We start from the raw sequence: 22,955 nt of genomic DNA, 5'->3' as shown, positions 1-22,955 counted from the left end.
AAGAAATCTTCTGACTTTTGAGTGAATGTCACTGAATCCAAGGATTTTGGATAATCGATTTTAAATTTATTCTCGATCCAAAATCCAAAATCTAAAATTCGATCAGCGCAGCCAATAACCGTAATTTATTGATTGCCAGGATACGCGGGAAGTGGCTGATTCTCAAAGGTGGGATTCAATCCTGTCGGCACTCTCGATGGCGGTGTAGACGATGTCCCAAGACCACTAGCTCGTTCACTGGCATCGATACAAGTATCCAGCGCCTGAGTGGGGGCCAAGTCGATTTCTTTCCGCAAGCCAACTACACACTGAGCAAAAGTCACGGGCAGTAAACTGCGACTACAGTATCTTAAAACATCTGGGTTGACTTCGTTCTGAGTATTTTTACTGATACCAGCAACACAGGAAGCTAACTCTTTGGGACGGCGGGCTTGTCTACAGGGAGAAAACGCATCCGCAGGGTCAATTTGTGTCTGCTTCTTAATTGTAGCCACGCAATTCGATAAGTCTCGTGGACGCAACGCCGTTGCACAACCAGTAGAAGCCGCTTGTGCGGTTACACCTACACTCAGAAGTTGAGCAGCACAGACACGGTAATCATTGTAATAGGAATCAGTAACAGCCATACTGGGTAAGACATTTGCTAACAATCCAGCGATCGCCACAACTGGTACTGTCAAAATCCCGTAGGCAGTTCTGCCTTGTTTGTTCCTAACTCTGCTAATCTCTTTTTTGCTCCGTAACATAGCTATTCTCCAAACACCCAAGGTAATGCTAACTCAAATCTGCGAAAACGCCGCTCTAATCAAGCAAATTTCAGCGTTAGCATGAGTTTTCGGCCAGGGGATAAAATCAGCATGTCAATTTTTGTTGATATAGACTATATTAGTTAATTGGTGGCAAAAACGACTTCAGGCAGAAAGAACAATTAATTGGGGTCTTAGACTCCAACCAATTGAAGACTACTGAATCTGCTATTTAGTAGGGTCTTAAACCCAAATGGACAAGGTACAAAGACATTCTTCATGAAAAATCTTTTCTTCTGTCTACTGCCTCCTACCTTGTCTGAAAAGCAGATAAACCAATAATCCCCTGACGAATCGTTAGGGGAAAGTTGAAATTGTCGGTCTGGTTAATTTTAGAATTAGATTAAGGAAACTCATGTCCCGATATAGAGGGCCACGCCTCAGAATTGTACGTCGCCTGGGTGAATTACCAGGATTATCTCGGAAAAGCCCCAGACGCGCTTATCCACCAGGTCAGCATGGACAGAACCGCAAGAAGCGCTCTGAGTATGCCATCCGTTTAGAAGAAAAGCAAAAACTCCGCTTCAACTACGGTTTGACTGAAAAGCAACTGCTACGCTATGTACGGAAAGCCAGACGTGTGGCTGGTTCTACCGGACAGGTGTTGCTGCAATTGCTAGAAATGCGTCTGGATAACACCGTTTTCCGGATGGGTATAGCTCCCACCATTCCAGCGGCTCGTCAACTGGTGAATCACGGTCATATAACTGTGAACGGTCGGATAGTGAATATTGCTAGCTATCAGTGCCGTGCTGGTGAAGAAATTGCTGTCAAGAATAAGGAAGGATCACGGAAGTTGGTGGAAGCTAACTTGCAATATCCCGGTTTAGCCAACATCCCCAATCATCTGGAGTTTGACAAAACCAAGCTGGTTGGTAAAGTCAACAGCTTGATTGAGCGGGAATGGGTAGCACTACAAGTTAATGAACTACTTGTGGTGGAATACTACTCACGTCAGGCTTAGTCATTAGTCATTAGTCATTAGTCATTAGTTAAGGATTAATGACCAATGACTAACCCCCAATTTGCGACATGGTACGGGTGTATGTGCCGACAGTACCAGAGTCGCGTTGTTTAAAGTTAATTTCTGCCTTGATTGTCAGTACCTCCCTCACCTGATCTCGCAATTCGGTGGTACTGATGCCGGCACGCAAAGAAGTTTTTAAGTCAATTTGCCCAGTTTCATTCAATAAACAGGGACGCAGCCAGCCATCGGCAGAAAGGCGCATCCGGTTACAGCGATCGCAAAAACACTCCGACATCTGGCTGATAAACCCGATTGTTCCCTTGGCTCCGGGAATCTGAAAAACATCAGCAGGTCCATTACCACAAACTTGTGATTCAGTCAAGCCCCAGCGGTCGCGGATACTTTGTCGTAACTCAGCGGAAGATACCCAACCGCGATCGCCAAATAACTGCGAATTGCCAATGGGCATAAACTCAATAAACCGGACGTGCCATTCTTTATCAATGGTCAGGGCAGCTAAATCCAGCACTTCGTGGTCATTGACACCGGGAATCACCACTACATTCAGCTTCAGCGGGTCAAATCCCACACGATAGGCGGCTTGAATCCCCTGCCAGACATGTTGCCAACGTCCACGTCCGTGATTACCAATAATTTGCTCAAAGGTGTCTGGATCAAGAGAATCTAGGCTAATATTAATCCGCCGCAAACCTGCATCATAAAGATTTTGCGCCATTGGGGCTAGTAAAAACCCGTTGGTTGTCATTGAAATATCTTCGGTTTGGGGAAGATTGGCGATCGCATGAACCAACTGCGCCACACGAGGACGTAACAGCGGTTCCCCCCCAGTTAACCGAAAGCGGGTAAAGCCTAAAGGGATAAACACGAATTGCAGCAGGGTGAGCAGTTCCTCATCAGTTAACAATTGTTGCTTGAGGATATAGTCTAGTTCTGCCCCCTCTGGCATACAGTACTGACAACGAAAATTGCAGCGATCGATTAAACTAATGCGGAGGTAATCTACCTGGTTCATGGCTTTATAATTCTTTTATGGTCTTGACTCAGAAGATGCAGTTTTTGTCAAGCCGGAAATGCCGATCCTAAATTGTGCCTACTTTGTTTTAAGGTAACGTAAAATTAAATTTGCTGAAAATTGCAGCAGATAGAAAATTATCATTTATAATATTTACCTGCTTATTGCTGCAAATGCTGTCAACAATCTAAGTATACAGATTGTGTGATAATAAGCCGATCGCATCCACTAAGTCAGCTATCCATCGTGCAAGATACCGAATCTATCAATGACATTGCTGCTGCACTGCAACAGCCAGCAGATTTGAGCTTTGAACTGCCTGATCCAGAAGATGAACTGATTCTGGAGTCAGATTTTCAACAACAGTTGGATGTAGCCTGGCAGGTATGCGATCGCTTTGATTTGCAAACCGAAATCTGGCGGGGGCGGATTTTACGCGCTATCCGTGACAGAGAGAAAAAAGGCGGAGACGGACGCGGTACCGGCTTTCTGCGATGGCTGAAAGAACGGGAAATTAGTAAAAGTCAAGCTTATGCCTGGATTCAACTGGCAAACAGTGCTGATACCTTGATTGAAGATGGCAAACTTGACCCAGATACGGTAAATAATTTTAGTAAACGGGCGTTTGTCGAAACCGCGAAAGCTTCCCCAGAAGTACAACAGATGGTGAGTGAAGCCGCCCAAAAAGGCGATCGCATCACCCGACGCGAAGTGCGTCAACTCAGCGACGAATGGACAGCCATGTCCTCAGACTTGCTACCTGAACCAGTGAGGGCAAAAGCGGCAGATAATACCCTGCCCCCGCGCTACATTGCCCCTCTGGTGAAAGAAATGGAGAAACTGCCAGAACTGCACCAAAAGTCCATCCAAAAGGAAATTTCTGCTAATCCTGATATTGATACTTTAAAACAGGCAACTACAGAAGCCCGCAACCTGGGAAAATATCTCAAATCTGCCGCCCAAGTCCAGGCACTAACCAAAGCAGAGGTAGACATCGAAACAGCCCTAGAAGAAGCGCAAAGAATCGGTTGTTTGAGTATCGCCGCTGACTTAGTAAATCAAGCTTCTCAAATAGAACAGACAATTGCCAAGTTATACATGACTTGGAAACGCATCGGTAATTTAGCAGACCGGCTTTACGTCGATACTGGTGCGAGTACACCCAATTTGCGATCGCTTCTCAGTTGCGTAGAACCCCTAGGTGGTGAAATCATGGAAGTGCAACTGAGTGGCGCTACTGAACACACCGTCCGTCTGCAAATTCAGGAAACGAGTTAAGGGTTGGAGATTGGGGATTTTTTGCGCCGCTTTTTTCTTGGATGCCATAATCTTTTTAACCGCATCCCCAGATAACGACGACGCAAGTAACGTCGATACCGCTGCGCTACTTCTTTACCTACCAGCAACAGTCCCAACCAAAACGTCAGTTCAGCAACAACTAACATTACAGGTATTAAGAAGGCTTTTTGGGTGATAGAAAGCGGCAGGAATGGCACAACCAAAGGAACTATCAGCCAAGGTGAAAATGAGAGAATAATTAAAACTAAACCCAGCTTTTGCATATTATCTGATTGTGACAGAATCTGAGTTTAGTGTTTATATGTGGTTCGTTGATGTGACTTACCCTACAGTCAAAGTTATAAGATTGCTGATAACCAATTTTAATTGCTAATTTTCATCACCGAAATCAGGCTCAACACCAAGGGCGCGTAATTGTGCCGCTAATTTTTCCGTTCGTCGTCTTTCTTGCTCTACTTGTTTTCTTGAACGCTCTTCCGGTGTGAGAATCCAGTTACCGAGGTCATCATACCATCGCAGCCATTGCCGCTCAATGCCCTGATAGAAACCTTCCCAGAGTCCTAAACCTAGCTGAATGTCATTTATCCACACCCGCACTTGAGTGACTTCTAACTCTGTATAACTACCACCCTGCAACTGAAAAGCTCTTAATTGGTCAGTGTAGCGGTCAAAAACTATGTAATAAGGCACTCTTAAAACTCGTTCGTAGACCAACCACTTGGTTGGAGGTTGACTAGCATCGCGCAAAGTTTGCCCCAAATCTTCTTTTTCTGTCCCTGGTGAAAGGAATTCTACTACTACGAAAGGATCAACCCCTTCTTGCCACACTACATAACTCAATCGTAATTCCTGCTGTTCATACAACCTGGGTACACCAACCACAGCAAACCAATCAGGGCGTTTATACCAGAGGGGATGACGGACATCATAGTAAAGATTTAAATCTGTGGCGACGAATACCTGATTTTCTGGATAGTTAGGAGGGGAAAAGGTTTCCCGTAGTAGTTGGGGTTGTAAAACATGAAATTCGTCAGGCAAACCGGGTTCCTCTGAGTCTTCACTGGGGAGGTCATACATTGTAGGTAGGAATTCCTTGGGAGAACGCGGCGGGTCGGTTTGATACATGATGGCTTGTGGGAGATATGGGGTATGTCAACCTAATATGATTTTGGCAGGAATGATTATTGTGAGTAGGTAGAGATAAATTAAATTTAAAATGAAAATTTTGTTTGTAGTAAGCGATTTATCTTTCTGGGCAAGTGTTTTCAGGACTAAAGTCCTGACTACGAACTTTCTTTGGCTTCAATTTTTAATCCCCGTTGTGGCGATACCGCGAATAAACTGCCGCTGACCGATGAGAAATAATACCATCACTGGCACTGTGGCAATTGTTACTGCTGCCATCATCAAAGGCCAATTATTTGTATATTGCTCCTGAAACTCTGCCAACGCCAGTTGCACCGTTCTTAATTCTGGGCGTGTGGTAAAAACTAAAGGCTTAAATAAATCATTCCATTCGCCGATAAAGGTGAACAAAAACAGCGTCACTAAAGCGGGACGGGCCAGAGGTAACATTACCCGCCACAAAATTTGCAGTCGGTTCGCCCCGTCGATAGCGGCGGCTTCCTCCAACTCTACGGGAATTGTTTGGAAATACTGACGTAACAAAAAAATTCCAAAGCCATTGACAGCAGTTGGTAAAATTAGTGCACCGTAGGTATTGATCAGGTGTCCCCACTTTAAAACCAAAAAGATGGGGATCACCAACAGCTGAAAGGGAATCACCAAGGTAGCTAATACAACCAAAAGTAGAGCTTGGCGTCCCCGAAATTTCAGCCTAGCGAGGGCGTAACCTGCCAATGCAGAAGTGATAATCTGAAAAGCCGTAACCGCGATCGCCACCAAGGTAGAATTAGCAAATGCCAGTAAAAATTTACCTCGTTGCCATGCATCTCGGTAATTAGCTAAAGTCCACTTATTTACGGGCAAAACTCCAGGAGTCGTCGCCGTGGGTGCAAAGGAGGTAAGAAAAACCACAAACAAAGGCAGTAAAACAATAAATGCTCCTAGTAGTAGTACTCCTAGGCTCAGAAAATTAGCATTTTTCAGTTTCCAGGTTGTTTTAGACATGGGTTATAGCTCCAAGGAATTTGTCTTTCTAGTACTAGAGCATCGCTAAGAGCAAAGGCTAATCTATAACAATAGATGATTTGTTAAGTTAAATTAAACCACAGTGCTCATTACCCAAAATTCCTAGGGTAAATTAAATTTCGGTATCAAATGATTCAGGCTTCCCAGAGGAGTAAGCATACTATGCAGCAGATAGCAGACCAAGTTGAAAAAATGGATTTCCAGAGTGAAACATACAAAGATGCCTATAGCCGCATTAATGCAATTGTGATCGAAGGGGAACAAGAGGCCCATGATAATTACATCAAACTAGCTGAATTGCTGCCAACCAAGCAAGATGAACTAATTCGCTTATCGAAGATGGAAAGTCGCCACAAGAAAGGATTTGAAGCTTGTGGGCGAAATTTGAAAGTAACGCCGGATATGGAATTTGCCCAGAATTTCTTCTTGGGACTGCACCAAAATTTTCAAACAGCAGCGGCAGCCGGTAAAGTTGTTACTTGCTTGCTGATTCAATCTTTGATTATCGAATGTTTTGCGATCGCCGCATATAACATTTACATTCCCGTTGCCGATGAATTTGCCCGTAAAATTACGGAAGGCGTAGTCAAAGAAGAGTACAGCCATCTCAACTTTGGTGAAGTTTGGTTGCAAGAAAACTTTGCAGAATCCAAAGCTGAACTAGAAGAGGCAAATCGCCACAACCTTCCCATTGTCTGGAAAATGCTTAACCAAGTGGCAGACGATGCCCAAGTTTTAGCAATGGAAAAAGAAGCCTTAGTGGAAGACTTTATGATCCAGTACGGGGAAGCCCTGAGTAATATAGGATTCACAACCCGCGACATCATGCGCTTGTCGGCCTACGGACTCACTGCTGCTTAGACAAGTATCATAGGGGCAACTACCTTGTTGCCTCTAATGTAACATTACGCTTTATGTAGTACTTTTAAGAACTAGTTATCGTCTCTTCCCCACTAATTCCACGCTTTTGACAGCACTCGCCTAATACATCACTACATGTTTGGTCTAATTGGACATTTGACTAGTTTGGAACACGCTCAAGCGGTAGCTCAAGAATTGGGATACCCAGAATATGCCGATCAAGGGCTAGATTTTTGGTGCAGCGCCCCGCCGCAAATTGTTGATAGCATTACCGTTACCAGTGTGACTGGGCAAAAAATTGAAGGACGGTATGTGGAATCTTGCTTTTTGCCGGAAATGCTAGCAAATCGCCGTATTAAGGCGGCAACGCGCAAAATACTCAACGCCATGGCCCATGCTCAGAAGCATGGCATTGATATCACGGCTTTAGGTGGGTTTTCCTCGATTATTTTTGAAAATTTTAATTTGGAGCAGTTTAGCCAAGTCCGTAATATTAAACTGGAGTTTGAACGCTTCACTACAGGAAATACTCATACAGCCTACATTATTTGTCGGCAGGTGGAAGAAGCCTCAAAACAACTAGGAATTGAACTGTCGAAAGCAACTGTTGCTGTCTGTGGGGCGACTGGGGATATTGGGAGTGCAGTCACACGCTGGCTAGATAGGAAGACAGATGTTAAAGAGCTGCTGCTGATAGCCCGTAACCAAGAACGTCTCACAGAACTGCAAGCGGAACTGGGGCGGGGAAAAATCATGGGTTTGAGCGAAGCATTACCCCAAGCTGATATCGTAGTTTGGGTTGCTAGCATGCCTAAAGGCGTGGAAATTGACCCCACTGTTTTGAAGCAACCCTGTCTCCTCATTGATGGTGGCTATCCCAAAAACTTAGCGACAAAAATTCAGTATCCTGGTGTGTATGTGTTAAATGGTGGAATTGTCGAGCATTCCTTAGATATTGACTGGAAGATTATGAAAATCGTCAATATGGATGTGCCAGCACGCCAGTTATTTGCTTGTTTCGCTGAATCAATGCTCCTGGAATTTGAGAAGTTATACACAAACTTTTCTTGGGGGCGTAATCAGATTACCGTAGATAAAATGGAGCAAATTGGTCGAGTATCGATTAAACACGGATTTAGACCCCTATTGGTTTAGGTAATGGGTAATGGGTAATGGGTAATAGAAATCAATTACCAATCCCCAATTACCTTTTCCCAATTAACTCTTCCCCAATTACCAATTACCTTTTTCCCAATTACCTTTTTCCCAATTACCACAACCCTAACTATGGCAATTACTGAGCGTAAACCGCTACTGTTGGATTTTGAAAAGCCGCTCGCAGAACTGGCAACCCGGATTGAGCAAATTCGGCAACTTGCAGAAGAAAACGGCGTCGATGTTTCTAGTCAAATTCGACAACTAGAAGCGCGAGCCATGCAACTGCGTGAGGAAATTTTCGGTAGTTTATCGCCATCCCAGCGACTGCAAGTTGCCCGTCATCCCCGGCGTCCCAGTACTCTCGATTACATTCAGGCAATTAGTGATGAATGGATGGAATTACATGGCGATCGCGGTGGTGGTGATGATCCAGCTTTAGTTGGTGGCGTCGGTCGGTTGGGTGGACAACCTGTGGTGATGTTGGGCCATCAGAAAGGTCGTGACACTAAAGACAATGTGGCCCGTAACTTCGGGATGGCTTCTCCTGGTGGCTACCGCAAGGCGATGCGGTTAATGGCTCATGCCAACAAGTTTAGTATGCCAATTATAACTTTTATCGATACTCCAGGAGCTTGGGCGGGTATAGAAGCAGAACATCAAGGACAGGGAGAAGCGATCGCTTATAATTTGCGAGAAATGTTCTGCTTGGATGTGCCGATTATTTGCACAGTCATTGGTGAAGGCGGTTCTGGCGGCGCCCTGGGTATTGGTGTAGGCGATCGCCTGCTGATGTTTGAACACTCGGTTTACACTGTTGCTACCCCAGAAGCCTGCGCCGCCATTTTGTGGAAAGATTCTAGCAAAGCTCCCCAAGCAGCCATCGCCCTGAAAATCATCTCCCATGACCTGAAAAACTTAGGAATTATCGACCAGATATTGCCTGAACCCACTGGTGGTGCTCATTCCGACCCCCTGAAAGCTGCTACAACTCTCAAGCAAGCGCTATTGGACAATTTGGACGAACTCAATCGCTTGACTTCTCCAGAACGCCGCCAACTGCGCTATGAAAAATTCCGGAAAATTGGTGTATTTACGGAAGTTGCTCACTAACAATACAAGAAATGCTTGATTAGTACAACAGCAGTGCTATAATTGCCTATGGTTCTTAAAGATTTTTAACAATCTTATCAGCCATAGGCATTTATATGTTTGGCAAGTCAACTCAATTTGATTGAGTCGTTTGCAGAGTAATTCAGTGATCAATGTTGAGTTTTACGACCTGATTTCCCAGGCGATGATTTGTTGTCTTTCCAGGGAAAACAGATAACGGGCTATGTACCCATACTGGCAAGGCACTTTAGCAGTTGTCAAAAAGCAATTATCGGGTTTTTAGATTCTTTTAATCTATCCAATTCGAGAGATTGGCATAATTGGGTGGCTGGTAGCTTACGGCACTGCCAAAAAATTGGGAAATAACATGAGTGTGGAGCAGAAACGACGCGCCCTGATCACAGGGGCAAGCAGTGGAATTGGCAAAGCAACGGCTTTAGCATTTGCGAAGGCGGGGATAGACGTCGCCTTAGTCAGCCGTTCTGTGGATAAGTTGGAGGCCGTTGCAGCAGCAGCAAGGCTTACTGGGGTGGAAGCGACAGCTTTTGCAGTTGATCTAGCTAATGTCTCCCAAGTACAAGCAAAGATCCAAGCGATCGCTATTGAGTTTGGCGATATTGATATTCTGGTAAACAATGCTGGCATGGCATACACAGCCACCTTGAGTGAAACTCCCTTAGAAGAGTGGCAGCAGGTGATTAACTTGAATCTCACCAGCGTGTTTCAGTGTATCAACGGGATTTTGCCGACCATGCGGCATCGGGGTATCGGCACAATTATCAACGTTACCTCGATTGCTGGAAAGCAACCCTTTCCTGGTTGGGGAGCATACAGCGCCAGCAAAGCCGGACTGATGGCTCTATCCCTTGCCTTAGCACAAGAAGAACGGGCCAACGGCATTCGCGTTACTGCTATTTGTCCTGGTGCCGTCAATACCGAACTCTGGGACACAGAAACAGTCCATGCCAACTTGGATCGGTCAAAAATGCTAACCCCAGAAGTTGTTGCTCAGTCGATTCTTCATACTGTCCTATTACCGCAACAGGCAGTCATTGAAGAATTGATCCTCATGCCAAATGCTGGCGTCCTCTAATTAGTTCTGTGTCCTCTGTTTTTTGCTCAGGACTAATAACTAATGACTAATGACTAATGACTAAAACCTAACCAAAACTGACATCATGACTATCGCTAGTTCTAACGGTTCTAATCGCGCTCAATCTCCTCTTAATCCCGATTTGGCAGAAGCTATCAATCCTAGACCCGACCGTAATACCCACGACGGACGAGAACCAGTTTTGCTCTCGCCAACAGAGGAAAATAAAGAGCAAATGATGGAAGCCGCGCGGACACTGCTATTAGGCGTTGGCGAAGACCCCGAACGCGAAGGACTCCTGAAAACACCCAAGCGCATGGCTGAGGCACTGCTGTTTCTTACCAGTGGCTACGACCAATCCTTGGAAGAACTCGTTAATGGTGCCATCTTTGATGAAGGGCATAATGAGATGGTACTAGTTAGAGATATTAATTTCTTTAGCCTGTGTGAACATCATATGCTGCCATTTATGGGCAGAGCGCACGTTGCTTATATTCCTAACCAAAAAGTTGTGGGACTGAGTAAGCTGGCCCGCATTGTCGAGATGTATTCCCGGCGCTTGCAAGTACAGGAAAGGCTAACCCGCCAAATTGCCGAAGCAATTCAGACCGTTTTGGAACCTCAGGGCGTCGCCGTTGTGATGGAAGCTACCCATATGTGCATGGCAATGCGAGGTGTTCAGAAACCAGGTTCTTGGACTGTTACCAGTGCAATGGTTGGTTTGTTCCAAGAAGAGCAAAAAACCCGCGAAGAATTCTTTAACTTAATTCGCCACCAAGGATCTTTCTTTTAGGAATTGGGGATTGGGGAACTCGGAACCCCTTCTGGGGATAATGGGCAATGGGGATTGAAGAAAAACTCTTACCTTTTTCCCCATTACCCATCACCTAACCTCTGAAATAGCAGCGCTACTTTGTCTAAATTCTTGTCTCCTGGTGCGTTTTCTACACCACTAGATAAATCAATGCCACTAGGATTTACCTGACTCAGGGCGGCAACAATATTATCTGGTGTGAGTCCCCCGGCTAAGAACCAAGGGCAACTGGGGCTAAATTGTTGTAGCATTTCCCAATCTAAGGTTTTACCTGTGCCACCTAGTTGTTGGGGATGATAGGCATCGAGTAGTAAGGTATCTATGGAATTTATGTAAGTAAGTGCTGTGTCTAAGTCCCCAAGAAAGCGAATTCTCAGGGCTTTAATAATTTCTACCTGGGGGAGAGCTTGACGTAACTGGTAGCAAAACTCTGGCGATTCATCTCCGTGTAATTGGACGCCAGTTAATCCTGCTTCAACTACTACTTGACTAATTTCGGGGATGCTGGCGTTGGCAAAAACACCAATTTTGTCGATGTTTGCCGATAATGGTGCTACCGCTGCCTGTATTTGGGCTGTGGTAACGTAGCGTGGTGAGGTGGGTACACAGATAAATCCGAGTGCTGTAGCGCCAAGGGATGCGATCGCAATTGACTGTTCTGGTTGAGTGATGCCGCAAATTTTAATCCGCATACCAGGAAAGACAAATTTAAAATAGTTATGGAAAGATTTTGAATTATGGCAAAAACTTTTGCTTTGTCCTTCTTGGATTTTATAATCTTGTAGGATTACATAAATTTTTCCATTTAGGAGAAAAAGCTTGATTTCATCTATTTTACTTGCAGCCGCTGGATCTGTTCCTGCAACACCAGTGTGGAGTCCTACAGTAGGAATCATTATCAGCGTCAGCAGCTTAGTAGCTCTTTTGCTAACTCTTGTATCTAAGGCTCCCAAGGTTGGGCCTAGTCTGCCTGGACTCCCGGTCACTGTTCCCGCTTTTATTGGGGCGATGGCTTTTGGTCATGTGGTCGGTGTTGGCATCGTTTTAGGACTAACCAACATTGGTCGTCTGTAGATTTGAGTTGACTTCTCTTGGGTGAACAGTGGGCGGTGGGAAAGCTCTTATCCTATTTTTAGCAAGGATAAGTTTTTCCGCCGCCATTTTGCTATGGCTATTAGATGCCTGCCCTACAAGAATTAATTGAATATTTTTAGGGCTTGTGCATTGACAAAAAATGATAAATATGCGTTAGGTTTATTCATTGAAAATCTTAATTCGTGCTGGGCAGCACCCTACAGGATGCGTCCCAATACGGTTCGGTTAACGTTTGAATCTATCGAAGATCCCCCCAACCCCCCTTAAAAAGGGGGGCTTTTAAGGCTCTTTTACCCCCTTTTTAAGGGGGTCGCCGCAGGCGGGGGGATCTTCTCCGAACCGGATTGAGATGCGTCTGTTTACGCATCAGAACACCATTAAAAAAAACCAATATTAGTAGGATGCGTCCCCTGACGCATCAAAACATCATTAAAAAAACCCAAAATTAGGATGAATTGCCACGCTGTGTAAGTCCTAATTTTTTTATGGGGACGTGATAAGCTGTGACGCTTTTAAAAAAGCACATCAAGGGCGGGCTTTTCGTCCCACCCCACAAGAGTTATGCTCAATAATGATATGCAAATTATAGGATTTTCAGCTTATTACCCCTCAGCCTGCCGCAGTGCTTCCTGTTCCTCTGGAGTGAAGGGATTTACCCCTGCCTTGAGTGCTTCTATCCAACGCTGCCGGCGCTGTTTCACATCTTCAGAGTAATCAAGTGCATTGCTATCTACTGCCGCCTGAAAGTCTGCTAATGCCCCAAGTAAGTCGCCTGTTAATGCCCTAGCTAGTCCTCGACTATCTTGATACCTTTTATTTTCAGGTTCTAGGGTGACGGCATTTTCACCAGCGTAGATAACATTAGCAGCATGATCATGTAGGCTACCACACCAACAGAGGCTATTCCAATACTCGGCAGAAACCTGTAAATTGGGGTCAAGGTTTAGAGCTTGGTTGTAAGCCTGAATTGCTTCTTCAACCTTAGCTTCTCTAACCAAACTAATACCTCGACTCAAAGCAACCGCAGCAGAAAATGCTGGTTGTTGCGCCAACTCTGAAGGAATACTAACTGCTTCGTGTAACCCCAAAGCATTTACCCAATTTATGCTGGTGTCCCATTGAATTGCTTCAAAATAGGCACGGCTGAGGTCGGCACGGCTAAGGTCGGCACCGCTGAGGTTGGCAAGGCTGAGGTTGGCAAGGCTAAGGTTGGCATCCCTGAGGTCGGCAAGGCTGAGGTCGGCACCGCTGAGGTTGGCACTGTTGAGGTCGGCACCACTGAGGTTGACACCGCTGAGGTCGGCACGGCTGAGGTTGGCACCGCTGAGGTTAGCACTGTTGAGGTCGGCACCACTGAAGTTGGCACTGTTGAGGTTGGCACTGTTGAGGTCGGCATCGCTGAGGTTGACACCGCTAAGGTTAGCACCCCTGAGGTTGGCACCCCTGAGGTTGGCACCCCTGAGGTCGGCACCGCTGAGGTAGGCACCCCTGAGGTTGGTAAGGCTGAGGTCAGCACCGCTGAAGTTGGTAAGGCTAAGGTCAGCACCGCTGAGGTTGGTAAGGCTAAGGTTAGCACCGCTGAGGTTGGCAAGGCTGAGGTCAGCACCGCTGAGGTTGGCAAGGGTGAGGTCAGCACCACTGAAGAAAAATCTCAGGATTTCGTTATAAGTGTCAGCACCCAAGCATTGGCTATAGCCGATAATGCAGAGCAAGCGTTCTCTATCAAATTCTTCTGTATCTGGCTGACCACAGGGATAAAAGCTGATTTTGTCTTTCAAGTCATCCCTTTTTTGGGCGTAGCGATGCAACACTAAAAGCAAAATCAAGACATTCAGCCCTGTATACACATCCACTTGTCGCAGTCCCAAGTGCTTTTCTCGCTCTGGTAATTGCTTTCTCAACTGCTCTTTTTTAAACAAAGGCAAGATTTCTTTTTCTGGAGGTGCATCAATAAATTCTCCATCGCACCAACGGAGGTAAAAATTCTCTAATCTTTGAAATAGTGTTAACCAGCGTTGCGGCTGCTCAAATTCGGAACATTCAGCCAACAATCCCATCAGATATTCGACAATATCAGGCGTTAAATTTCCATAACCCAATAAATCATAAATCTGCTTATCCATCACCTCCGTTGAAACTGAGTTTTCTTGACGGTTACGCTTAGTTAATTGAGTTGTCCAATCTAAAAATCTTTCTACCAAACGTTCTGCAAATAAAAACTCGCCAAAACTCCTGTGTACAAATTCCATTGAGCCGCCGTTTTTCCCGGAAGCAGGCTTGATGTAGAATGCGGTCAACATATTATTAAGTACTTTCTCATCTTTAACCTTTTCTAGGGAAGTCTGCTCTCTAGCTTGCTGAATTAATTTTGTAACTGGGTCATTACTGTCTTTAAGTCGTGCTTCTAGCATTTTGATATTGGCAGATTCATTTCCCGACTGCACCACACACAAAGAAACTTCAATTAGAAATTGCCGCAAATCTTCACTTTCTAACCCAGACAAGCGCAGGTTTTCATCTTGACGCTGTTTTTCTAACACCCATTTAATCGATTCATCATAAATGCGAATTTTTGCTTTAATGCCTTCTGCACCTGCAAACATTTGAGAGTTGAAATGTTTCTCTCGGTGCATTTTTGCTAATAGATAAAGCAGTAAGGGTTCTCGCGCTAGATTATTTTTAATTTCATCTGGGCAAGATTGCAAAAACTGCTCAAAGTCTGTTGTTTCCTGAGTGCCAACTTTAGCTGCCCATTTTTCTAACCAGGTTTGGCGAATTGGGTCATCCATTGGCTGAATTTGCACTCGTTCCAAACTTCTTTGTGAAAGTAAACGCTCAATTCCTTGTAGTGCTAAAGGGCGACCAGTGACTAAAAACCGATGATGGCTATTGTGTTGAAAATTTTCTACTTGTTGTAAAAATTCTTGTAGTCCGCCGCTAGTTCGTCCTTCTAGCAACAGTTCATCAAAACCATCGAGCAAAAACAAGAATTTGGTATTTTTATCTGTCAGCCAACCGGAATCACTTTGGACAAAATCAACGGTTTCTAAATGGTTCTCTAAAGTTTCAGTTAGGTTATTTGCTAATACGCGCAAATCTCGCAAGCGAATTAATATCGGGGTAAAAATAGGGTGTAAATCTTGCCGCACTCTATCGGCAAACATCCGGCTAAATACACTTTTACCCCGTCCGGCTTCTCCTTGAATAAAGATGACTTTCGGTTGTTTATGTTCGTTAGTGAGTATGTTGTTTACCCATTCTTCTATCTGAAACTTCTCATCTCCTACAGGTTTACCGCAGTCATCTACTGGATGGATTTTCAGCGGTACATACAAATCTCGGAAGGTAATGTGAGTTTCATCAAAGATGTATTCGTCAGGTTTGGGTTTAATTTGCTTTTCTAGATAATCTTCAATACTCAGATATTTCTCTAGCTGTTCTTTTCCCCCGGCGCTATACCATTGCACTAATTGCTTGACTTTATCGCCAGTTGCTACAAGTGCCGGCAGAAAATCGGTTTTCCGTGCTACCTGTTCGGTTAAGGTTTTGGCTTCTGTTTCCCCTAAACCTGCATCTTGCAACCGTTGCTGTAAAACTTCGTTGAATGCTGCTGCTAATTGAGATTCGTGGAAATAGAGTATAGCTTTTCTCGCTTCCCGTTCATCTAATTCTTGTTCACCCAATTTCTTAATTTGTCGTGCAACAGCGTCAGATGCGGGAGTTTTACCAATTTGCTGTAATAATTCTGGTTTTTCGTTGAGTATTGCCCGAAAGCTTTCGAGATAAGCGGCTTGACTCACCAAGGCTACACACTGCACTAAACTTAGTTCTTTTTGCGTTTGGTCGGCAATTAGTTTGATAATAGTAAGCGCAATGGGTGCAAAAGGAATCACAGTACCGGCAATTTGACCTAATGGACTATTGAGAATATCTAAAAGCGAGGAAATTTCCCCTATATATGGGTTAAGGCTTTTTTGCTCTTTTACCGCTTTTGCTAAATCAAGCACGGCTTTGGCTGCTTCGGCTCCTGTTTTGACTGCTTCCACCCCTTGTCCTAAGTTCAATTCCCGAATGTCGGTTGTCAAAAACTTCCAAAGTTTTATAGCCATTGCCTATTCCCCTAACCATATTCATAAGCTTAGTTATAAGTATTACATTACTTCAGTATCTTCACTTGGTTAACCTCTTTCTAAGAGGATGTTTGTAAAGTATCAAAATTGATCGAGATCCCCCCAACCCCCCTTAGAGGCTGTTTATAAAGTATCAAGTCGTATCGAGATCCCCCCTAGCCCCCCTTAAAAAGGGGGGAATTGGAGTCAAAGTCCCCCTTAAAAAGGGGGATTTAGGGGGATCTACGAGTGTTTTATTTATCCCTAACGACTTTTAAAGCATCCTCTAAAAAGCTATCCATTACCCAGATATTTCTTAACAGTTCTATAACTATTACAGGAAGTCAGTTTGAGAAATAGAGGAAGCGGTTAAGCATTCTCTTGCTATTTGTTCTAAACTGCAACGAACTTAATATTTATGCCTTCAAAGCTGGTAGAATTAGCTTAAAGCTTTGTGGAATCTCCTCTTCGTAAACTTCCTACGCTTGTAGAAAATATTACCAACTACCCAAATTCAAATTATGCGCCGCTTTCTCTCCGTTCTTCTAGCGGGCTTGATAGCATCTGTGTCAGTTCTATCGGCGTTTGAGAGCGCTGATGCTGCACCACGCAACACTCGCTATCACGGTCATCATGGCAAAGTATATTATCGCCGACACAACCGCCGTAGTTATCACCGCCTAAATCATCGCCGTAGTCGCTATCGTCGCCATTACCGACGTAACCATCGCATTCGTCTTTTTAACTATATCTATATCCCCCGTCGTGGTTATGGTCGCTGGCATTAACGGCTATCGTGGTTACTGACTCCCCTGTCACAAAAAAAGTAGCCCCCTTCCCTAGCAGGGAAGGGGGTTGGGGGTTAGGTTCTTTTGCTGTAATTGATTAAACTGACAACTTTATAAATTTGAAGAGTGCGATAAGCTGACAAGAGCAGTTTTCATCCTCGAAACAATGACAGCAAAGAGTCCCACAATTTTAGCACTGGACTTTGACGGAGTAGTTTGCGATGGGCTTATTGAATATTTTGAGGTGGCATGGCGCACTTACTGTAAAATTTGGTTGCCTGCTAACGACACACTACCAGATGATTTGGCTTCTCGATTTTATCGCTTACGACCTGTAATTGAAACGGGTTGGGAAATGCCTGTTTTAATCAAGGCTTTGGTTGAGGGATTTTCTGATGCTAAAATTCTGCAAGAATGGGTAACTATTGCCCCGCAAATTTTGTTAGCAGACAACATCCAAGCGAAACAAATTGGCGAAAAACTAGACCACCTGCGGGATGAATGGATTAACTCAGATTTAGACGGCTGGCTAAGTCTGCATAGATTTTATCCGGGTGTGGTGGAAAAAATTAAGGCGACTGTTGCTAGTGAAGTTAAGTTATTCATTGTCACGACTAAGGAAGGGCGGTTTGTCCAGCAACTGTTGCAACAAGCAGGAGTTGATTTACCAACCGCAGCTATTTTTGGTAAGGAAGTGAAGCGCCCTAAGTATGAAATTCTGCGAGAATTAATTCAGACGGCAGATGTCAAGCCTGTTAGTTTATGGTTTGTGGAAGATAGACTGAAGACTTTGCAGTTGGTTCAACAGCAATCAGACCTTGGTGATGTGGAACTTTTCTTGGCAGATTGGGGTTATAATACCCAACCAGAAAGGGAAGCTGCAGAAAATGATCCGCGAATTCAGCTAAGGTCACTTTCTCAGTTCGCTGAAGATTTTTCTGGTTGGTTTTAATTAATTGAGGAATGATATGTCTCGCCTGCTTCTGAATGACAGGCGGGACGCCTGCTTCTGAATGACAGGCGAGACGGCGGCTTCTGAATGACAGGCGAGACGGCGGCTTCTGAATGACAGGCGGGACGGCGGCTTCTGAATGACAGGCGAGACGGCTGCTTCTGAATGACAGGCGGGACGGCGGCTTCTGAATGACAGGCGAGACGGCTGCTTCTAAATGACAGGCGGGACGCCTGTCCTACAATCTTTAAATGCAATTTTTTTTATCAGCACTTATTACTCATTATTTATGCTTGATCTAACAAAACTAGCGCGACAAATGCAGGGTTTAAGTCAGCATCTGACTTTAGAAGCGGCTGCGAGTCGCCAGCGTTTGGAGTTGGCGCAACAACATCTAAAAAAGGCTTTTGAGTTTCAAGAAGAGTTAGTTAACCGTCAGGAACAATGGCGCGATCGCATTATCTTTGCTAATGCTACCCCAATTGAGCCGCTAGAAACCTGTATTGATATCCCTGTTCCGCCTAAAATTCATACTGTCATCTCTACCGATGGTTCGCAAATTTCCCCTAATCACCACGAAATTGCTTACTGTTATCTGATCAATATCGGCAGAGTTGTTTTGCACTATGGTCAAAATAAGCACCCAATATTAGATAGTTTGCCGGAGGTATTTTATCGCCCGGAAGACTTATATGTGTCTCGGCAGTGGGGAATTAGAACTGATGAATGGATGGGTTTTTGCCGGACTGCGTCGGAAATTACGGTGTTAGCAGAACTGGCTTGCAGTGTGAAAGGGGAAGTGCCAAATTTGGCAATGGTGGATGGTTCGTTAATTTACTGGTTTTTGGAACAGTTGCCGATGGATGCACGCGATCGCATTTTACCCCCCATCCTCGAAGCTTGGAAGCAAATGCGTGAGGCTCAAATTCCGCTGATGGGCTATCTTAGCGCCTCTCGCAACATCGACGCCATGAACTTTTTACGTTTGTCCGCTTGTCCCCATCCAGTACCCGACTGTATAACTTATTGCCCCAATCAGCTAGAAGCAGTCCCTTGTAAAAAATTTGAGCCTTTGCGCGATACAGCCCTCTGGGCAACCCAACTCAAACCCGGACAACGTGGGACTCTTTGGCGCAGTAATGCCCGCATTCTCGAATTATATGAAAACCAAACTATCTACTTTTGCTATGTCCACGTCGGTACAGAGATTGCACGGATTGAAGTGCCTGCTTGGGTAGCGGAAAACACTACTATGTTTGACCAAGCCCTGGGACTGATGCTAGCACAAGTGCAAAAAGGATATGGTTACCCTGTAGCGATCGCCGAAGCACATAATCAAGCAGTAGTGCGCGGCGGCGATAGAGCAAGATTCTTTGCCCTCTTGGAACGACAAATGATTAAAGCTGGCATAAAAAACGTCGGAACTTCCTACAAAGAAGCCAGAAAGCGGGGGAGTATTGCTTAAAATCAGCTTTGCTCCCTTTGTGAAGGGTATTTCAGTATTATTCCTATATCCAAGAAAATTTAGAAATGCTTATATTAGCGTAACTAGGTTTATTTCGGGAATTAGAAATAGCCAAACTCTATTCTCGGAAATTTCTGTGACATTTCTTAGCTTTACTCGAAAAAACCAAAATAAAATCAACTTAAGAATCTCAAAAATTTCCAAATAAAGCATTTGGACAGGATCGGATTATGATTAAAAAAAATAAATCTAAATCTAAATATGAATTAGCAGAAGAAAAATACTCTCGATTTTTCTCGCTCTCCATAGATTTACTTTGTATCGCTGGTTTTGATGGTTATTTCAAGACTGTAAACCCATCATGGACAAAAACTTTAGGTTGGTCAACCAATAAACTCCTTGCCAACACCTTTATTGATTTTGTTCATCCTGAAGACCGTGAAAATACTATTCTCCATACTAAAACTCTGGCAAAAGGTATGGATTCAATTAATTTTGAAAATCGCTACCTTTGTGAAGATGGTTCTTATAAATGGTTGTCATGGAATGCAACTGCATACATTGAAGAGCAGTTAATTTATGCAGTTGCTCATGATATAACGCCTCAGAAAGAAAATGAGATCGCCTTACAAAAAAACATCAAAGAATTAGAAGCTTTAAGGTTCGCATTAGATGCTCATTCTCTGGTAGCTATTACTGATGTCGAAGGAATTATCACCTATGCTAACGAGCAATTTTGTAAAATTTCTAAATATTCACAAGCAGAACTTTTAGGACAAGACCACCGAATTATTAATTCTGGTTATCATTCAAAGGAATTCTTTAGAGATTTGTGGAGAACTATTGCCCAAGGAAAATTATGGAAGGGGGAAATGAAAAATAAAGCCAAAGATGGCACATTTTATTGGGTAGATACTCTCATTGTCCCAGTACTAAATCCTGATGGCAAACCCCACCAATATATAGCAATTCGTTCAGATATTACAGACCGTAAGCTTTCAGAGTTAGCACTGTTAGAGCGATCGCGCTTATCACTCTTGAGTGCAGAAGTCAGTTTAGCCTTATCTCAACGCGGTACCCTGCCAGAAATTCTCCAAAACTGCTCAAATACGATGTCGCAATACCTAGATGTCGCCTTTATTGGTATCTGGACTTTTGGGCAGGAGACAAACCAACTACAATTGCAAGCTGGCATTCATTGCACAGATGCTAACTGTGACATCTTGACCGATTTTCTAGATTATCCTAATCACATGGTTGTAGCTAATGATGCTATTAGCTCAATTACTCAAAACCATCAAGCTATTTTAAACGAAGAAGTATTAATTAATAATCAAGGAATATTTCTCGATTCTACATTTTCAATTTTCCGCTTATGTGCCTATCCCTTAATTGTTGAGCAGCAATTAATCGGCATCATGGCTTTATTCAGCCAGCAATTATTTACCGAGCCAACCCATAACCTATTAAATTGGATTGCGAATAATATTGCTGTGGCTGTTGACCGCATCTGGGCGCGAGAAGAACTCCTCAGCCGTCGGGAAGCCTTGCTGTTGCGTCTATCTAGCGAAATCCGCAGTTCTCTTGATGTCGATACTATTCTAGAAACTGCCGTTAACGAAATCCGCAGCTTATTCCAAATTGACCGCTGCTACTTTCTTTGGTACCTACCAAATTCTTCCCCTCCAAGTCTAACTATCACCCATGAAGCGCGGGACTCTCGCTTACCCGCTATGTTAGGCAAACTTTCGCCACAAAAAAGTAATTATTTGGCAAAAATGCTGATTCGTCAGGAGTTAATTTGCATAGATGATGTACACACAAACTTCCTGACCGATCATCATCTCGATTATAATACAGAAGAACTTTTAAGCGAGTTTAATATCGCTTCTCAACTGCTGCTACCCATAAAAAGTAATTCTGAAGAATTGGGCGCAATTGTTTGCAGCCATTGTAGTGGTGAAAGAGTTTGGAATAACAGCGAAATTGTACTGCTGCAAGCTGTGACAGACCAATTAGCGATCGCCATCAATCAAGCGCAAATTTATGCCCAAAGTCGTGCTGCTACTTTAGCCGCCCAAACTCAAACAGAAAAACTCACCGAAACCTTGCATAAGTTGCAGCAAACTCAAGCTCAACTGATTCAACATGAAAAAATGTCTAGTTTGGGACAGTTAGTAGCAGGAGTTGCCCATGAAATCAATAACCCAGTTAATTTTATTCATGGCAACTTAAGCTATGCTAACGAATACTTTGACGACTTACTAGAGCTATTACACCTCTATCAGCAGCATTATCCCCATCCTGACCCAGAAATTCAAGATTTATCTGAAGAAATTGACTTAGAGTTTCTGACTAGCGACCTATCAAAACTCCTATCTTCGATGAAAATAGGTACTAATCGCATCCGGGAAATTGTCCTAAACTTGCGAAATTTTTCCCGTCTGGATGAAGCAGAGAAAAAGTTAGTTGATATTCATGAAGGGATTGATAATACACTATTCATTTTGCATCACCGCTGGAAAAATACTGGTAATGGACTGGGCATATCTATCATTAAAGATTATGGAAATTTACCTTTAATTGATTGCTACCCAGGGCAACTTAATCAGGTATTTATGAACATTTTAACTAATGCCATTGATGCATTGGAAGATTTAGTCATTCAGAGAAATAACGGACAAGATAATTATCAAGAATTGCCCCTACCTACAATTCGCATTAGTACCGCAATTTTAGAAAACAATTTTGTCTCTATCCAGATTTCTGATAATGGAATCGGCATCTCAGAAGAAGTGAGAAAAAAGTTATTTGACCCATTTTTTACAACCAAACCCGTGGGTAAGGGAACAGGATTAGGGCTGTCAATTAGCTATCAAATAGTCGTCGAAAAACATGGGGGAATTTTGGAGTGTTTCTCAGAACCAGGCCAAGGTACAGAGTTCTGGATTCAGATTCCAATTAATTGACACTCTCCCAAATGAACTAACCTTGTAAATGAACCACTTTCTGGGAAATTAAACAAGAAAGTAGAGACGTTGCATGCAACGTTTTTACACTGTGGTCTAAATAATGATTTCTGCTGTAAGCCAAGGCCAACCAAAAGCTTGTCATTTCTGTTTCATGTAATTTGTGTAATTACTTGCATTCTTACTGGGAACTGTTAACTTTACATATCTTTAGGGAAACATATATTTAGCCGAGACTGAGTAAAAATCCTCCGGGGCAGCTAAACTATAGTCTAGGTATTTTTG

At 43.7% G+C, this 22,955-nt stretch carries 19 protein-coding genes; 12 read left to right on the top strand and 7 right to left on the bottom strand.

Features of this window, described 5'->3' with window-relative positions:
- Positions 1-125 precede the first annotated feature (125 nt).
- Positions 126-746 carry a hypothetical protein gene (locus CYLST_RS03345; protein ID WP_015206288.1) on the bottom strand — a complete coding sequence of 207 codons (621 nt, stop codon included), beginning with the start codon at positions 744-746 and terminating at the stop codon, positions 126-128.
- Between the two features lie 415 nt (positions 747-1,161).
- Here CYLST_RS03345 and rpsD point away from each other — a divergent pair, with 415 nt between their 5' ends.
- Positions 1,162-1,770 carry a 30S ribosomal protein S4 gene (gene rpsD / locus CYLST_RS03340; RefSeq protein WP_015206287.1) on the top strand — a complete coding sequence of 203 codons (609 nt, stop codon included), beginning with the start codon at positions 1,162-1,164 and terminating at the stop codon, positions 1,768-1,770.
- Positions 1,771-1,819: 49 nt separating this feature from the next.
- On the opposite strand, the gene moaA is transcribed toward rpsD, so the two are convergent.
- On the bottom strand, positions 1,820-2,806 hold the full coding sequence (moaA, locus tag CYLST_RS03335; protein WP_015206286.1) for a GTP 3',8-cyclase MoaA: 987 nt from the start codon (positions 2,804-2,806) through the stop codon (positions 1,820-1,822).
- A gap of 246 nt (positions 2,807-3,052) precedes the next feature.
- On the opposite strand from moaA, the gene CYLST_RS03330 reads away from it, so the two are divergent.
- The gene (locus CYLST_RS03330; RefSeq protein ID WP_015206285.1) at positions 3,053-4,084 is read left to right on the top strand and encodes a hypothetical protein; all 1,032 of its coding nucleotides are present in this window, start codon (positions 3,053-3,055) and stop codon (positions 4,082-4,084) included.
- Here CYLST_RS03330 and CYLST_RS03325 read toward each other — a convergent pair.
- From CYLST_RS03325 to CYLST_RS03315, 3 genes are all read right to left on the bottom strand, one after another.
- Positions 4,081-4,368 carry a transporter suffix domain-containing protein gene (locus tag CYLST_RS03325; protein ID WP_015206284.1) on the bottom strand — a complete coding sequence of 96 codons (288 nt, stop codon included), beginning with the start codon at positions 4,366-4,368 and terminating at the stop codon, positions 4,081-4,083. The two genes, CYLST_RS03330 and CYLST_RS03325, sit on opposite strands and share 4 nt — an antisense overlap.
- Positions 4,369-4,474: 106 nt before the next feature.
- Entirely contained in the window at positions 4,475-5,230 is a 756-nt protein-coding gene (locus CYLST_RS03320; RefSeq protein WP_015206283.1) for a Uma2 family endonuclease, read from the bottom strand.
- A gap of 177 nt (positions 5,231-5,407) precedes the next feature.
- Positions 5,408-6,235: a carbohydrate ABC transporter permease gene (locus CYLST_RS03315; protein ID WP_015206282.1), complete on the bottom strand. Its 828-nt coding sequence runs from the start codon at positions 6,233-6,235 to the stop codon at positions 5,408-5,410.
- Between the two features lie 183 nt (positions 6,236-6,418).
- On the opposite strand from CYLST_RS03315, the gene CYLST_RS03310 reads away from it, so the two are divergent.
- The 5 genes from CYLST_RS03310 (at position 6,419) to folE (ending at position 11,271) form a co-directional block, all read left to right on the top strand.
- Complete coding sequence (locus tag CYLST_RS03310; protein WP_015206281.1) at positions 6,419-7,117, top strand: aldehyde oxygenase (deformylating); 699 nt, start codon at positions 6,419-6,421, stop codon at positions 7,115-7,117.
- 135 nt (positions 7,118-7,252) lie between these two features.
- Positions 7,253-8,272 carry a long-chain acyl-[acyl-carrier-protein] reductase gene (locus CYLST_RS03305; protein ID WP_015206280.1) on the top strand — a complete coding sequence of 340 codons (1,020 nt, stop codon included), beginning with the start codon at positions 7,253-7,255 and terminating at the stop codon, positions 8,270-8,272.
- 132 nt (positions 8,273-8,404) lie between these two features.
- Positions 8,405-9,385, top strand: coding sequence for an acetyl-CoA carboxylase carboxyltransferase subunit alpha (locus CYLST_RS03300; RefSeq protein WP_015206279.1), 981 nt, complete (start codon positions 8,405-8,407; stop codon positions 9,383-9,385).
- 367 nt (positions 9,386-9,752) lie between these two features.
- Complete coding sequence (locus CYLST_RS03295; protein ID WP_015206278.1) at positions 9,753-10,478, top strand: SDR family oxidoreductase; 726 nt, start codon at positions 9,753-9,755, stop codon at positions 10,476-10,478.
- Positions 10,479-10,563: 85 nt separating this feature from the next.
- Positions 10,564-11,271: a GTP cyclohydrolase I FolE gene (gene folE / locus CYLST_RS03290; RefSeq protein ID WP_015206277.1), complete on the top strand. Its 708-nt coding sequence runs from the start codon at positions 10,564-10,566 to the stop codon at positions 11,269-11,271.
- 83 nt (positions 11,272-11,354) lie between these two features.
- On the opposite strand, the gene CYLST_RS03285 is transcribed toward folE, so the two are convergent.
- On the bottom strand, positions 11,355-11,984 hold the full coding sequence (locus CYLST_RS03285) for a phosphoribosylanthranilate isomerase (RefSeq protein WP_015206275.1): 630 nt from the start codon (positions 11,982-11,984) through the stop codon (positions 11,355-11,357).
- A 127-nt stretch (positions 11,985-12,111) separates the two neighbouring features.
- On the opposite strand from CYLST_RS03285, the gene psaK reads away from it, so the two are divergent.
- Positions 12,112-12,366: a photosystem I reaction center subunit PsaK gene (psaK, locus tag CYLST_RS03280; RefSeq protein WP_015206274.1), complete on the top strand. Its 255-nt coding sequence runs from the start codon at positions 12,112-12,114 to the stop codon at positions 12,364-12,366.
- 623 nt (positions 12,367-12,989) lie between these two features.
- Here psaK and CYLST_RS03275 read toward each other — a convergent pair.
- Positions 12,990-16,496 carry a pentapeptide repeat-containing protein gene (locus CYLST_RS03275; protein ID WP_015206273.1) on the bottom strand — a complete coding sequence of 1,169 codons (3,507 nt, stop codon included), beginning with the start codon at positions 16,494-16,496 and terminating at the stop codon, positions 12,990-12,992.
- A gap of 521 nt (positions 16,497-17,017) precedes the next feature.
- Between CYLST_RS03275 and CYLST_RS34130 the strand changes: the two genes are divergently transcribed.
- The 4 genes from CYLST_RS34130 (at position 17,018) to CYLST_RS03260 (ending at position 22,670) form a co-directional block, all read left to right on the top strand.
- A complete protein-coding gene (locus CYLST_RS34130) occupies positions 17,018-17,284 on the top strand; it encodes a hypothetical protein (protein ID WP_015206272.1) in 267 nt (88 codons plus the stop codon).
- A gap of 166 nt (positions 17,285-17,450) precedes the next feature.
- Positions 17,451-18,236, top strand: coding sequence for an HAD family hydrolase (locus CYLST_RS03270; RefSeq protein WP_015206271.1), 786 nt, complete (start codon positions 17,451-17,453; stop codon positions 18,234-18,236).
- A 289-nt stretch (positions 18,237-18,525) separates the two neighbouring features.
- A complete protein-coding gene (locus CYLST_RS03265) occupies positions 18,526-19,701 on the top strand; it encodes a DNA double-strand break repair nuclease NurA (RefSeq protein ID WP_015206270.1) in 1,176 nt (391 codons plus the stop codon).
- 230 nt (positions 19,702-19,931) lie between these two features.
- A complete protein-coding gene (locus CYLST_RS03260) occupies positions 19,932-22,670 on the top strand; it encodes a PAS domain S-box protein (RefSeq protein ID WP_015206269.1) in 2,739 nt (912 codons plus the stop codon).
- The last annotated feature ends 285 nt before the right edge of the window (positions 22,671-22,955 follow it).

It is taken from the genome of Cylindrospermum stagnale PCC 7417 (genome assembly GCF_000317535.1).
Lineage (GTDB): Bacteria > Cyanobacteriota > Cyanobacteriia > Cyanobacteriales > Nostocaceae > Cylindrospermum > Cylindrospermum stagnale.
Note: the sequence above shows the minus strand (reverse complement) of the source record. Positions and strands in the feature narration are given on the sequence as shown.

Coding starts and splice junctions, on each gene's coding strand:
- CYLST_RS03345 (WP_015206288.1), bottom strand. CDS start 746: ATGTTACGGAGCAAAAAAGAGATTAGCAGAGTTAGGAACAAACAAGGC.
- rpsD (WP_015206287.1), top strand. CDS start 1,162: ATGTCCCGATATAGAGGGCCACGCCTCAGAATTGTACGTCGCCTGGGT.
- moaA (WP_015206286.1), bottom strand. CDS start 2,806: ATGAACCAGGTAGATTACCTCCGCATTAGTTTAATCGATCGCTGCAAT.
- CYLST_RS03325 (WP_015206284.1), bottom strand. CDS start 4,368: ATGCAAAAGCTGGGTTTAGTTTTAATTATTCTCTCATTTTCACCTTGG.
- CYLST_RS03320 (WP_015206283.1), bottom strand. CDS start 5,230: ATGTATCAAACCGACCCGCCGCGTTCTCCCAAGGAATTCCTACCTACA.
- CYLST_RS03315 (WP_015206282.1), bottom strand. CDS start 6,235: ATGTCTAAAACAACCTGGAAACTGAAAAATGCTAATTTTCTGAGCCTA.
- CYLST_RS03310 (WP_015206281.1), top strand. CDS start 6,419: ATGCAGCAGATAGCAGACCAAGTTGAAAAAATGGATTTCCAGAGTGAA.
- CYLST_RS03305 (WP_015206280.1), top strand. CDS start 7,253: ATGTTTGGTCTAATTGGACATTTGACTAGTTTGGAACACGCTCAAGCG.
- CYLST_RS03300 (WP_015206279.1), top strand. CDS start 8,405: ATGGCAATTACTGAGCGTAAACCGCTACTGTTGGATTTTGAAAAGCCG.
- CYLST_RS03295 (WP_015206278.1), top strand. CDS start 9,753: ATGAGTGTGGAGCAGAAACGACGCGCCCTGATCACAGGGGCAAGCAGT.
- folE (WP_015206277.1), top strand. CDS start 10,564: ATGACTATCGCTAGTTCTAACGGTTCTAATCGCGCTCAATCTCCTCTT.
- CYLST_RS03285 (WP_015206275.1), bottom strand. CDS start 11,984: ATGCGGATTAAAATTTGCGGCATCACTCAACCAGAACAGTCAATTGCG.
- CYLST_RS03275 (WP_015206273.1), bottom strand. CDS start 16,496: ATGGCTATAAAACTTTGGAAGTTTTTGACAACCGACATTCGGGAATTG.
- CYLST_RS34130 (WP_015206272.1), top strand. CDS start 17,018: ATGCGCCGCTTTCTCTCCGTTCTTCTAGCGGGCTTGATAGCATCTGTG.
- CYLST_RS03270 (WP_015206271.1), top strand. CDS start 17,451: ATGACAGCAAAGAGTCCCACAATTTTAGCACTGGACTTTGACGGAGTA.
- CYLST_RS03265 (WP_015206270.1), top strand. CDS start 18,526: ATGCTTGATCTAACAAAACTAGCGCGACAAATGCAGGGTTTAAGTCAG.
- CYLST_RS03260 (WP_015206269.1), top strand. CDS start 19,932: ATGATTAAAAAAAATAAATCTAAATCTAAATATGAATTAGCAGAAGAA.